Annotated in this window: 13 protein-coding genes and 3 pseudogenes; 2 read left to right on the forward strand and 14 right to left on the reverse strand. The window is 36.8% G+C overall.

What is annotated here, in order from left to right; all coding sequences use genetic code 11:
• Nucleotides 1-129: 129 nt before the first annotated feature.
• Nucleotides 130-759: pseudogene (gene cdaS / locus FS608_RS04655) on the reverse strand (sporulation-specific diadenylate cyclase CdaS).
• Between the two features lie 236 nt (nucleotides 760-995).
• Between cdaS and FS608_RS04660 the strand changes: the two are divergent.
• A complete protein-coding gene (locus FS608_RS04660; protein WP_144548109.1) occupies nucleotides 996-1,490 on the forward strand; it encodes a hypothetical protein in 495 nt (164 codons plus the stop codon).
• Between the two features lie 241 nt (nucleotides 1,491-1,731).
• On the forward strand, nucleotides 1,732-1,938 hold the full coding sequence (locus FS608_RS30700) for a hypothetical protein (protein ID WP_144548110.1): 207 nt from the start codon (nucleotides 1,732-1,734) through the stop codon (nucleotides 1,936-1,938).
• Between the two features lie 143 nt (nucleotides 1,939-2,081).
• On the opposite strand, the pseudogene FS608_RS04670 reads toward FS608_RS30700, so the two are convergent.
• The 13 genes and pseudogenes from FS608_RS04670 to FS608_RS31735 all read right to left on the reverse strand — a co-directional run.
• Nucleotides 2,082-2,384, reverse strand: a pseudogene (locus FS608_RS04670) (glucose-6-phosphate isomerase); the annotation flags it as partial.
• 89 nt (nucleotides 2,385-2,473) lie between these two features.
• Complete coding sequence (fsa, locus tag FS608_RS04675) at nucleotides 2,474-3,133, reverse strand: fructose-6-phosphate aldolase (protein WP_144548111.1); 660 nt, start codon at nucleotides 3,131-3,133, stop codon at nucleotides 2,474-2,476.
• A 32-nt stretch (nucleotides 3,134-3,165) separates the two neighbouring features.
• On the reverse strand, nucleotides 3,166-4,062 hold the full coding sequence (gene gnd, locus FS608_RS04680) for a phosphogluconate dehydrogenase (NAD(+)-dependent, decarboxylating) (protein ID WP_144548112.1): 897 nt from the start codon (nucleotides 4,060-4,062) through the stop codon (nucleotides 3,166-3,168).
• 181 nt (nucleotides 4,063-4,243) lie between these two features.
• Nucleotides 4,244-5,746, reverse strand: coding sequence for a glucose-6-phosphate dehydrogenase (gene zwf / locus FS608_RS04685; protein ID WP_144548113.1), 1,503 nt, complete (start codon nucleotides 5,744-5,746; stop codon nucleotides 4,244-4,246).
• Nucleotides 5,747-5,787: 41 nt separating this feature from the next.
• Nucleotides 5,788-6,456: a ribose-5-phosphate isomerase RpiA gene (gene rpiA, locus FS608_RS04690; protein WP_144548602.1), complete on the reverse strand. Its 669-nt coding sequence runs from the start codon at nucleotides 6,454-6,456 to the stop codon at nucleotides 5,788-5,790.
• A gap of 250 nt (nucleotides 6,457-6,706) precedes the next feature.
• The gene (locus tag FS608_RS04695) at nucleotides 6,707-7,675 is read right to left on the reverse strand and encodes a ring-cleaving dioxygenase (RefSeq protein WP_144548114.1); all 969 of its coding nucleotides are present in this window, start codon (nucleotides 7,673-7,675) and stop codon (nucleotides 6,707-6,709) included.
• Nucleotides 7,676-7,745: 70 nt separating this feature from the next.
• Nucleotides 7,746-8,144, reverse strand: a complete 399-nt coding sequence (locus tag FS608_RS04700; RefSeq protein ID WP_144548115.1) for a DoxX family protein — start codon at nucleotides 8,142-8,144, stop codon at nucleotides 7,746-7,748.
• 322 nt (nucleotides 8,145-8,466) lie between these two features.
• The gene (locus FS608_RS04705) at nucleotides 8,467-9,075 is read right to left on the reverse strand and encodes a flavin reductase family protein (protein ID WP_144548603.1); all 609 of its coding nucleotides are present in this window, start codon (nucleotides 9,073-9,075) and stop codon (nucleotides 8,467-8,469) included.
• 23 nt (nucleotides 9,076-9,098) lie between these two features.
• Nucleotides 9,099-10,037 (reverse strand): ring-cleaving dioxygenase, encoded by a 939-nt coding sequence (locus tag FS608_RS04710; RefSeq protein ID WP_144548116.1) that lies wholly within the window; start codon nucleotides 10,035-10,037, stop codon nucleotides 9,099-9,101.
• A gap of 129 nt (nucleotides 10,038-10,166) precedes the next feature.
• Entirely contained in the window at nucleotides 10,167-10,565 is a 399-nt protein-coding gene (locus FS608_RS04715) for a DoxX family protein (protein WP_144548117.1), read from the reverse strand.
• Between the two features lie 291 nt (nucleotides 10,566-10,856).
• On the reverse strand, nucleotides 10,857-11,273 hold the full coding sequence (locus tag FS608_RS31110; protein WP_260871572.1) for an MFS transporter: 417 nt from the start codon (nucleotides 11,271-11,273) through the stop codon (nucleotides 10,857-10,859).
• A gap of 28 nt (nucleotides 11,274-11,301) precedes the next feature.
• Nucleotides 11,302-12,078 carry an MFS transporter gene (locus FS608_RS31115; protein WP_260871573.1) on the reverse strand — a complete coding sequence of 259 codons (777 nt, stop codon included), beginning with the start codon at nucleotides 12,076-12,078 and terminating at the stop codon, nucleotides 11,302-11,304.
• 61 nt (nucleotides 12,079-12,139) lie between these two features.
• A pseudogene (locus FS608_RS31735) lies at nucleotides 12,140-12,441 on the reverse strand (HAD hydrolase family protein).
• Nucleotides 12,442-12,448 lie beyond the last annotated feature (7 nt).

Raw genomic sequence — 12,448 nt, forward strand, 5'->3', positions numbered from 1 at the left:
TTGAATTTTATTATCTCGAATTAAGGATAATTTTATTATATAAGAACTGCTCCAATTGTCAACAGCAAATTAATAAAAACCCCTTTATTAAATTTTCCATAATGGAGAGCAGGTTCACTACACATTAAATCATGCATTAAACAAGATAGGGTTTCTAGTGTTTATTGGATATAACTTCCCCTCTAACGCGAATGAAATTTTACCCGTTTCTTCAGAAACAACAATAGCAAGTGCATCGCTTTTTTCGGATATTCCTAGGGCTGCACGGTGACGTGTTCCAACTTTCTTATCTCCAGTTAATAAAGTTGTCAGCGGAAGTACATTTGCTGCTTAGACGACAGTATTTCCCCGTATTAAAACTGCTCCATCATGTAAAGGATTTCCAGGATAAAAAATGGCTTCCAATAATTTTGGTGTCACCATAGCTCCTATTGTTGTTCCTTTTTGGATAATGGTGTCAACAGAATCACTACGTTCAACTATAATAAGTGCACCATGATTTTGTTTCGATAGGATTTGAGCAGCGATAGATAAGTCATTATATGTATCAGTAAAGGATGATAAATAGCAATTTAAATAAAAGGAAGCCGCCATGGATTCAATTTTTAGTAGATGTTCTTTTACATCCTCTAAACTCCCTAATACACAGTGGTTTTCTTTACTTAGGACATCTAAATTGGCTTCGAGTAAATTAATTATATGTTTAATACCATCCTCCAAATTTTGCTTTAACGGTGAAAAATCACAATTACTCTCCATGTAGATATTCCACCAACTATTAGCTAAAAGCCTTTAATTCCACTTTTCTTTTGTTAACGATACTTGTTTGAAATAGTATTAGTTCGGCGATTAAAAATTATTTATGAGCATACTATCATAATCTTAAGTAAGTATAGTTGATTTATTATCTCATGTTTACTATAATGAATTAAGGTTACTAAAAGTATACATGTTACTTTTTATATATATATTTTTATAGAAGCGAGGTAAGGAAAATGACTATGTTAGAATCAAAAGTAATTCAAACTAGATTTGAAAAAGAAATCTTTATAGAAGAAAAATCAAACATTGAAATTAACATGTTTCGTACCCTTGATAAGAACAATCCTTTTTATGAATTTATGGTTGGACTTGATCTAATTCGAATTAGGGATAATGAGTTTTATGGAAATAAAACAAGTTACGTTACCATAAGAATTTCAGATGATTTACAAACTCTTTTTGTAATAGAGCCTGATGTTCAAAGCATTTTTGCCATCAAAAACAAACAAGAAAAAGAAGCAGCAATAGAATTAATGCATTATTTATTGATTGATTCACAAACTTTCAAAGAGGTTATCTCAGAAATGATACGTAACCTAAAGAGTGATAATGTTGTTAATGTATATGAAGTCAAGGAAGCAACCACCAAGCTGGCTGTGCTAGAAAGATTGTTAAACATTCGTAATGAAGATATAAAATTCATGATTAGAATGGAAAATATTGCTTAGTTTTTTTAAAAAGGAGAAAAGCCCGAATTAACAGGCTTTTCTCCTTTTTTTATAAGAAATGTTCCTTTTTCAAAAAGAAGCATACTATCGTGGTTGTTAATTTTCAGGAATATATTTCAAAAATCCGCTATCTCCAGGTCTTGTAGATTTTACTTATATAATGGGTCCGTTTTTTGTAGCAACACTTTGGATATTTAAATTTACCTATGGCAAATTTTCAAAATACTTACTAACAAATATGGTGTTAAATGTTATTAATGCTTACCCTCATGCTGAAATGTGGGAAAAAGCAGGGGTATTCAAACTAAAAAAGTTGACTCATACTCGTTGGTATTTGATATGCGTTGGTTTCGCAATCGTCATTTACGGATATCAGCACATGATAGAAAAATCGATTAGGAAAGGTTTTAATCCTATCGCTGAAAGTGGAAAAATCAATTTTAAATAATCGTCATGTATGGTAAAAACGAGGAAGCTCGTTAAAATATGAAAGACGATAATTCCTTTCCTTTCCTTGTACACCTGGAAAAGGAATCATCGTCTTTTTTTATGTTAATTTTCCTGATCACCTTCCATTTAAATGTCAGCCTATTATTTAGATATGCGTTTTTGTAATTCTTCTCTTTCTGCTTCGTATCCTAGTTTTCCTAGGAGTGCAATCATATTCTTCTTATACGCTTCTACACCTGGCTGGTCAAAAGGATTTACTCCCATGAGCAAGCCGCTGATTCCACATGCTTTTTCGAAAAAATAAACCATTTCACCGAAGGTATATTCATTTAATTAATCCAGCTCCACAGACAGGTTAGGAACTTCTCCATCCACATGAGCTAGAACCGTACCCTGTGCTGCATTCTTATTCACAAAGTCCATAGTCTTGCCAGCTAAATAATTCTCCTCTATCCTTGATTGACAATGTGTAACGGCATTACTTCCTAACCTAGCCAGTATAGGTGATAACGTCCTTCAGTTTTCAATAATCTTTAGACAGTTTTCCAGTCAGCTGCAAATTTTTCAAGACCTTGATCCGTTAAAGGATGTTTTGATAATTGCTCAATAACCTTGAATGGAATGGTTGCAATATGAGCTCCAGCCATTGCCACACGGGTTACATGGTCAGGGTGGCGGACAGATGCGGCAATGATCTGCGCATCCAAGTTTTGAACGCGAAACATCTCGGCAATTTTTGCTACCAGTTCTACACCATCTTCATTAATATCATCTAAACGTCCTAAGAACGGTGAAACATACGTAGCTCCTGCACGTGCCGCCAACAATGCCTGGTTCACACTAAAAATCAGGGTAACGTTGGTTTTAACACCTTTTTTAGTTAAATAGCGGCAAGCCTCTAGTCCATCAAGTGTCATTGGAAGTTTGATGGTAATATTCTTATCGCCGCCTTTAATTTTAATAAGCTCATCTGCTTCTGCCATCATTTGATCAGCAGATAACGCATTAGGTGTTACCTCAGCTGAAACTGACTCCACTTCTGGAACGGCATTTAAGATTTCTGCAATACGATCTTCGAATTTTACGCCTTCTTTAGCAACTAATGAAGGGTTAGTTGTAACACCTGATAACACACCAATTTTATAAGCCTTTTTGATTTCTTCTAGGTTTGCAGTATCGATAAAAAATTTCATAATCGTTTTCCTCCAATTTTTTTATAAAGTATTTATTTGTTCTTTTCGACTGTATGTCCGCCAAATTCATTTCTCAGTGCTGCTACCACTTTTCCAGTAAAGGTATCATCTTCTAAAGAGCGATAACGCATTAATAATGACATAGCAATGACCGGGGTTGCTGTTTTGAGGTCTAATGCTGCCTCTACAGTCCATTTTCCTTCACCTGAGGAATGCATAATCCCTTTAATTTCATCCAAATTTGGATATTTTGAGAAAGCATTTTCTGTTAATTCCATCAGCCATGAACGAATAACGGATCCATTATTCCAAACACGTGCGACCTTTTCGTAATCAAAATCAAATTCGCTTTTCTCAAGCACTTCAAAACCTTCTCCAATGGCAGCCATCATCGCATACTCAATTCCATTATGAACCATTTTTAAGAAGTGCCCGCTTCCAGCTTTGCCGGCATATAAGAAACCATTTTCCACAGCTGTATCCTTGAAAAGGGGTTCCACCACTTCCCATGCTTCTGGATCACCGCCAATCATATAACAAGCTCCATTTCGAGCACCTTCCATACCGCCTGAAGTACCCGCATCCATGAATCTCACGCCAATTTCCTTTAATTCGTTATAGCGTTGAATCGATTCTTTATAGTGGGAATTACCTGCTTCAACGACAATATCGCCTTTTTCCAAATAAGGTAAGATTGCACCTATAACAGAATCAACCACTGCATGAGGGACCATGATCCAGACAATTCTTGGATGTTCCAAGGACTGGAGAAGTTCTTTATAACTTGATACACCAGTTGCTCCATATTGTTTCAAATTTGCAACTGCACTTGGATTTACATCAAATGCAACCACTTCGTGATGGTGATCCATTAAATTTTGCCCTAAGTTTAATCCCATTTTCCCTAAACCAATAAGTCCTACCTTCATTATGTTCTCCTCCAATGTTGTAAAATAATTTTTTTGTTCCTATAATAATCTACCTAGGAATGTGTAAGACACTTTTCGCAATATTTACTACATCAAACTGCTTCAGGACTGCTGTTCCATTACCTGAAACACCAATTGTCTCAATTGAGTTTTGAGACATTGTTTTTCCCTCCAGATTATCTTAGATGTGTAGTACAGTGTCCTTTTTTTCTTGAAACTTTTCATCAAGCCACCATTTAAAGCCATTTTCCAATAGCAAGGAATCAGAAGCTTCAGGACCATACGAACCTGATTGATATTTATGGAGCGGTACAATATTCCCCTCAAATGCATTAAGAATTGGCTGTACCCATTCCCATGACAACTCAACTTCTTTCCAATGAGCAAAGAAGGTAGAATCCCCGTTAACAGCATCATAGATTAGTCTTTCATACGCTTCAGGTACTCCCAATCCTATTTGATCATTTGAAAAATCAATTCTAATAGGAGTAACCTTTCCATCTTTTAATGGGTTTTTGCTGTTTAATTGGAAAGAGATATTTTCATTGGGATTAATTTCAATAATTAATAAATTAGGATCGATTTGATTCTTTTTGTATGGTTGGTTTTCCTTATTTTTAAATTCAATGACAATCCGCGTTGATTTTTCCTTCATTCTTTTTCCTGTACGAATGTAAAAGGGAACTCCAGCCCATAATGGATGGTCAATCCACAAACGGGCAGCGACAAATGTATCAGTCGTGGAAAAAGGATTTACTCCAGGCTCTTCTCTATAACTTGGAACTTTTTGATTATTTACCTCACCTGAAATGTATTGGCCGCGAACAATATCGTATGGGATATCATTTACTTTTACGGGGCGAAGAGACTCCATGACCCTCCGCTTCTGAATTCTAATTTCCGCTGCGTTAATTTTTTTAGGCTTATCCATGGCTGTCATCATCAAAATTTGCAGCATATGGTTTTGAACCATATCACGGATTGCTCCTGCTTGGTCGTAATAACCCGCCCTCTTCTCAACCCCTACGGTTTCACTCGCAGTTATTTGGACATTTGCAATATGGTCATTATTCCAAACCGACTGTAGTATGGGGTTTGCAAAAGCCAAGGCTTCCAGGTTCTGAACCATTGGTTTGCCTAAGTAATGGTCGATTCGGTAAATTTCTTCTTCCTCAAATGCACGGCTGAGTTTTTTATTGAGTTCACGTGCAGATTGGAGGTCATGACCAAAAGGCTTTTCAATGATTAATCTTTTCCAGCCAGTTGTCTGACCAAGGCCGCTATTTTTTATGTTAAAGGCAATCGTGTCAAAAAATTCTGGTGCCACTGAAAGATAAAACATCCGATTTTCTTCTATATCAAGATCTTCTTCCCGCTGCTTCACTAATTGAAGTAGTTGTTGATAATCTTCTTTACGTGTTACATCTAATTTACCGTAGCGGAAGTATTCTAAAAATCCCCCCAGATTTGCTGCCTCATGTTCTAAGCGCCGTGAAAAGTCTAATATAGAGTCTTTCACTTTTTCTTGAAAATTTGAATGGGAAAGATCCCCTCTACCGAGCCCAATAATAGATATGGACTGCGGTAACTTTTGATCAACATACAAGTTGTATAAAGCTGGGAAGATCTTTCTTTTTGCTAAATCCCCAGTTGCTCCAAATAAGACAAAGGTCATTGACTCCATTATTAATCCCCCCAAGTTCGTATTCTGATTTCTCCCATTTTCTACCTTCGGACTATCGTTGCAAGCTTTTTCTCTTTAATAGTAATAACAATATCTGCCATTCCTACAAATAATCCGTTATCAACTACACCTGGTATGTGGTTCAGGTTTTTCTCTAATTCTCCTGGATGTGAAATTTCTTGAAAACTGCTGTCTATAATATAGTTACCGTTATCTGTTAGATAAGGGGTCCCCTCTTTTTGTCTCAGCTTCGGACTGCCTCCAAGTTCCCTGATATGTTTTACTGTCATTTCATAACCAAATGGAACCACTTCTATCGGCAGTGGAAAAGTTCCTAATGTATCTACATTTTTATCAGAGTCGGCAACGACAATGAAAGTTTTAGCTGCATTCGCGATAATTTTCTCTCTTAAAAGAGCACCTCCGCCGCCTTTAATGAGATTTAACTCAGGATCTACCTCATCTGCTCCGTCAATCGTGACATCAATTTGCTCAATCTCATTGAACGACACAAGTGGTATGCCAAGTTTTATCGCTAATTGTTTCGTTTGTTCAGAAGTAGGAACTCCTTTAATTGAAAATCCCTGCTTGACTAACTGTCCAAGCTTAGTGATGGAGTAAAATACAGTGGAACCTGTACCGAGACCAACTACCATGCCGTCTTTCACATATTCAAGAGCTTTTTCTCCAACTTCTTTCTTTTCATTCAAGGCTTTTTCTCCCTTCATCTAAAGTTGGGAATTCTCCATTATGATTCCCGCTCCAATTAAAATAACAAATCTCCATAATATGCTAAACGTTTATACCGGCGCCACAAAAAATAGGTAAAAAAGCCAATCGATCATTGTCGATTGGCTAAATTTGTTATCATTGATTCGCTTTTTATCTAAGACCTGCTTCATTTATACTGGCATATTAACAAATCGAGTTAGAACACTGAAAACAATCGCAACTGCCGATTTAATTTAAGTTCAATGGTCGTAATTTTTCTTCGATCTCTTCTCGTTTTGGTTCCAAAAATGGTGGAAGTGCTAGTTTTTCTCCCATGGTTTCCATTGGTTCATCTGTCGCAAATCCTGGTGTATCCGTTGATAATTCGAATAATATCCCATTGGGTTCCCTGAAATATAATGCCTTGAAATAATACCGTTCCACTTTCCCTGAATTCGGTAACCTGTTTTCTTTCAAACGCTTGGCCCATTGATTATATTCTTCTTCATTCGGAACACGGAAAGCAACATGGTGAACACCTCCACGACCTAAGCGGACTCTTGGCAATTCGGGCCTTGTTTCAATATGAACCTCCGCACCACTGCCGCCTTCACCAGTTGCATAAACCGATATATCAGGATAATCACCTTCAGGTGACGGATAGGACCCGACAAATCGAAAACCCATAACCTCTGTTAACACACCGATCGTTGGTTCTGCAATTGCGACTGTAAGGGTTACAGGTCCTAAACCAATAATGGCATGTTCTAGTGGAATGTCATTCCTTTGCCATGGAATCCCAGCTCTCACACCTTTTTCACTGTTATCGGCTACCAGGATTAAGCGAGTCCCCTCGAAATCTCTGAAAGCTAATGTATCACGATTTGCTCTATTTTGAATATCATCATGTTCAACCTCAAATTGTTTAAAACGTTCTTTCCAAAATATCAATGCATCAGAATTTCTAACCCTTAATGACACAGTAGAAATATCTGAAGTCCCCCTGTATGTTTTCCCAAGGTTAGGAATGTCAAAAAACGTAACCTCCGTTCCAGGAGTTCCTTCCGCGTCAGCATAGAAAAGATGATAGGATTCTGTATTATCTTGGTTAACAGTTTTCTTTACCAATCTCATTCCTAGAATTTTTGTATAAAATTCATAATTTTTTTCCGCTTTTCCTGTTAATATTGATACATGATGTAGTCCTAAGAGTTCCATCTCTTAATCACTCCTTCGATAATTAAGCTCGCATGTAATAGTAAAATCGTTTCAAAAAAGACCAGATATTTTAGAATATAAATGCATCTAAAGCATATTGACCGGGACCGATTAGAGCTACACCAATAGCAACTGCAAGTAAAGTTAGGTTATATTCATATCCATTGGCTGTTGACCATAATCCGTTTGGAGCATGCACTTTTACGATAGCCATTACCATAGTTCCTGCAATTATTATTCCTGCAAGTGGTGTTAATAGTCCTAAAGCAAACAAAAGTCCCCCAATAAGTTCTGCCAATCCTGCGAATAAAGCCATGGTTACCCCAGGTTTCATGCCAATGGATTCAAACCAGCCACCGGTTCCTTTCAACCCATAGCCGCCGAACCAACCAAACAATTTTTGAACTCCGTGACCCACAAATAGTAAACCAATTACCAAACGAATGATTAATAAACCGATATTTATCATCTCTAAATCCTCCCAAATGTTATTTATCTCGAATTCGAGATAATATAATAAAAAAAATGAATGTTTAAACTTTATTCCTTACTTCCTCTATTCGATCATGAATTGCTTTTGATGTTTGTTTTAAAATTAGAAAGAGCAAATTATTGCATTTCCTCTCCATTTTCCCTCCTTAAAAATCTTGGATTAAATTATCTTGAATCTGAGATAATAATATTACATATAAAGTTTTTTGTCAATAACCTTTTATTGAATTAAACTGCGTAGTGGGTGGAACAAGAATAGTGAGCTGCCGCAGCAGCTCGTTATTAAATTTTTAGAGAATTCATTTAGGTCTTTCTATTTCAAAAATCTCACCGATTTTCGCATAGTTATTACCAGCCAATCTGCTTACAGCTGCTAAGCCCCTTGGATCTATCCTTCCATTTTCATAAATATCATTTTCAATATGAAATTGAACAACTTTTCCTATAATAAAATCACAACCTGGTGTATCCGAGCCTCCCAATTCTAAGGAATGCTCTAATGAACATTCCATTCGAATTTTCGCTTCCTTAACACCAGGAACAGAAATCTTAACACTGTCTACGGGAGTTAAGTTAGCTAACTCTATCTCACTTTGATCAGGTGGAAGGCTTGCAGCTGTTTTATTAATTTTTTCAACATTATGTTCGTCAACAATATGAATGACAAATTCCTTAGACTCGATAATATTTCTCGCTGAATCCTTTAGTCTCCCCGCTGAGCGCTGAATAGATAAAGAAATCATCGGGGGATTAGCTGAGATGATATTAAAATAACTAAATGGAGCTCCATTTAAAACGCCGTCTTTTGAAATCGTTGTGACGAAAGCAATCGGCCTAGGTATAATACTACCTATTAAAAATTTATAATTTTCTCTTTCAGACATGGAAGCTGGATCAATCGGAAGCAAAGAAATCATTCCCTTTCGTAAAATCAGTCTAGTACTTTTACATCAAATGGAAGCAAGCCCTGTTCAATTTGTGCTCTATGTGCTTCATATTGTTCAGGTAACATCAACTTTTTACCCATTGTCTCTTGTGATTCATCATGTGCGAATCCTGGAGGATCAGTTGCAATTTCAAATAAAATTTCCCCATGCTCTCTGAAGTAAATAGCATTAAAATAATTTCTGTCCTTTACAGGAGTGACACCATATCCATTCGCTGAAACATGTTTTTTCCAATCCAGTTGATCTTCGTCATCAATAGCACGCCATGCAATGTGGTGGACTGTACCTACACCCATTTGTCCGCGCCCAATCGGAGTTAATTTAAGGTCAATAACGTTTCCAATATCAGCAGTGGAATGATATCGAGCGAAATCTTCTTCCTTACCCACTAATTCAAGTCCCATTACATTTTCTAACAAGTCACCGGTTTTGTTAGGTTGGGTTGATAATAGGGTAGCTCCACCAAACCCTTTGATGGCAACCTCAGGTGTTACCTCTCCAAAAGTCCATGAATTAACTTCTCCTTCTTCTCTTTCAACAATTTCCAAGTGAAGTCCATGTGGGTCATCAAATTCTAAATATTGCTCTCCAAAGCGTTCCATTTTAGTAAAAGGAATCTTGAACTTTTCTAGTCTTTGTTCCCAAAATACAAAAGCCCCTTTTGGAACAACATAGGATGTGACACCTACTTGACCGTCACCAATAATTCCTTGATGAGCTCCTGCCCATGGAAAGAAGGTAATAATTGTTCCTGGCTTCCCACCTTCATTCCCAAAATAAAGGTGATAAGTACCTGGATCATCAAAATTGACAGTTTGCTTGACTAAACGCAAACCCAACACTCCTGCATAGAAATCTACGTTCTCTTGCGGATGACCGACAATTGCAGTGATATGGTGAATACCCATAATCTTTTTGCTCATTTTTCAACTCTCCCTCTTCATATTAAATATAGTTAAATAAAGGACATTGATTCCTTATTTTGTTCTTCCTTATGATTTTAAAGTCTCATAAAATTTATTTTAATTTAAGAATCTCTATTTCGAGATATTTTAGAATAAAAATGCATCCAGTGCATATTGACCCGGACCGATTAAAGCTAAACCAATAGCAACTGCAAGTAGAGTTAGGTTATATTCATATCCATTAGCTGTTGACCATAATCCGTTTGGAGCATGCACTTTAACGATCGCCATTACCATGGTCCCTGCAATCATAATTCCTGCAAGTGGAGTAAGAAGTCCTAATGTAAACAAAATTCCTCCAATAAGCTCTGTTAAACCTGCGAAAAGAGCCATTGTAACCCCAGGTTTCATACCAATGGAATCAAACCAGCCTCCTGTACCTTTTAAACCATAACCACCAAACCAACCAAACAATTTTTGAGCACCGTGACCAATGAATAATACACCAATTACCAAACGAATGATTAATAAACCAATATTTATCATCTTAATTTCCTCCTTATTGTTTTTATCTCGAATTCGAGATATTGTTTTAAAAAAAGTTGACTGGAGGTCATCTGGACAGACTTTTCGTCTATATAACTCGTTTCACCTCCTAATAAATCTTGAAATTAAATATCTTGAATATGAGATAATTTTAATGCTTATAAATATTTTTGTCAATACCCCTTTTTTAGTGTTTTAATTATTAATAGGTATTTACATTATACAAAAATCCCCTCGAAAGGGGATTTTTTGCTTGGATTCTTTTGGCTAATATTAAATAAATGATTGCTCCTACACGGACTGAGAATGTCCTGCGGTCACTTCCATTTCCTGTTGTGTTCTTATTCTCCATAGAATTAAAAACGCGAAAATCACTAGTACCAGACATACCCAATTAACATGACGAAAACCTGCAAACTGGGCGATGATACCGCCACCCAGATTACCCACTATCCTTCCAATCGTGGATCCATTGGAATATATAGTTGCGGACATTCCCGGTGAATCAGGCAGTAAATCCGTGAAATAGCTAAGTCCATTACCCATGACAATAGCCACAAACGCTTCCTGCAGAAGTTGAGCTGCGATAATCTGCCATGAATGGGTCGACACACTTAAGATCGTGAAATAGATAACAGCAATAAAACAGCCAATCATCATCAGAGATTGGTTTGAAATTTTTCTACTCAGAGCGCCCAGATCAAGCATAATGGGAATTTCCAAACCAGCACAAATACTAAACTACCAACCAAACCTCAGTATGTGTACCATGGAGTTCATTCACAATAAATAACGGCGTGTTTATAAAGTTTATCGCATTAACTGCAAACAGAAGGATAAAAGCGAGAAAAGAATGCCTGATTAGCTTACTTTTGATTGTGGAAGTTCCTGTACTTTTCCTCTTTGCAGTATTGCTTAGAACCACTTTTCGTTTTTGCAAAAATAGGAAAACAAGTGATGCAATAATAATAAAGATGGCAGTTGTCCCTAGAAAGAGTCCATTGTATCCATAGAAACTTAAAATGAATGTCCCTCCCAATGGACCGATTAAAAATCCAAGGGATACAAGTGAACGTAATGTAGACATAGCAAACGTCTTGTCATCGGATTTACTTTCATTTGCGGATTCCTGTGCACTAGCGTAGATTTGCGGCATGGCAGCAGCCCCTAATCCATTAAAAAAAGTGACAGCAATCAACAGAAAAAAGAAGTTATCAAGCACTAAGTACGAAGCATAGCCCAAAGCAGATGAGAGCATGGCTAAAATAATAATCCATCTTCGGTCTAGCCCGTTATCCGAACGTTTAGCGATCTGCGAGTTTACCACCACGCCGCTTAAAGAACTTACTGCCATAAAAACACCGAAGGCTCCCGTACTCATCCCAAACTCTTCTGTAGAATACAAGGATAAATACGGCATTGTAATAAAAATTCCGATACCGACCAGCAGCATAAAAATGACGAATAAACTATATCCTTGGATCGCAAAAAGGTTTTTTAACCGTAAATACAACTGAAAGTCCTCCTTTGACCTCACAAATCATGCTCCTGAACAACAGATCATTTTATTCTAGTTAACTTTTAAAAATATATTTTTCAATCGCGTAAGCCACGCCATGTTCATCATTGGTTAATGTAACAATGTCACTATGTTTTTTGACTTCTTCAGCTGCATTTCCCATTGCAATAGACAAGCTGGCTGCCTTAACATCGGAATATCATTGTTTTCATCTCCAATAGCCACTGTGTCTTCTATTGGTATTTGGAAATAACGAGCCATTACTTTAAGACCGTTTCCTTTATTTCCATTAATGTGCATGACTTCAAGATTAAAGGGGGATGAGGATGTAACATAGGTTTTTTCGATAGATTCCAATACCGTC

It is taken from the genome of Bacillus sp. X1(2014), assembly GCF_007678255.1.

Excerpts from the sequence above, each read along its gene's own strand:
- FS608_RS04715 (WP_144548117.1), bottom strand. The coding sequence starts at position 10,565 with ATGATAAATATTGGTTTATTAATCATTCGTTTGGTAATTGGTGTATTA.
- FS608_RS31110 (WP_260871572.1), bottom strand. The coding sequence starts at position 11,273 with ATGCTTGATCTGGGCGCTCTGAGTAGAAAAATTTCAAACCAATCTCTG.
- FS608_RS04710 (WP_144548116.1), bottom strand. The coding sequence starts at position 10,037 with ATGAGCAAAAAGATTATGGGTATTCACCATATCACTGCAATTGTCGGT.
- FS608_RS04700 (WP_144548115.1), bottom strand. The coding sequence starts at position 8,144 with ATGATAAATATCGGTTTATTAATCATTCGTTTGGTAATTGGTTTACTA.
- zwf (WP_144548113.1), bottom strand. The coding sequence starts at position 5,746 with ATGGAGTCAATGACCTTTGTCTTATTTGGAGCAACTGGGGATTTAGCA.
- FS608_RS04695 (WP_144548114.1), bottom strand. The coding sequence starts at position 7,675 with ATGGAACTCTTAGGACTACATCATGTATCAATATTAACAGGAAAAGCG.
- gnd (WP_144548112.1), bottom strand. The coding sequence starts at position 4,062 with ATGAAGGTAGGACTTATTGGTTTAGGGAAAATGGGATTAAACTTAGGG.
- FS608_RS04660 (WP_144548109.1), top strand. The coding sequence starts at position 996 with ATGACTATGTTAGAATCAAAAGTAATTCAAACTAGATTTGAAAAAGAA.
- fsa (WP_144548111.1), bottom strand. The coding sequence starts at position 3,133 with ATGAAATTTTTTATCGATACTGCAAACCTAGAAGAAATCAAAAAGGCT.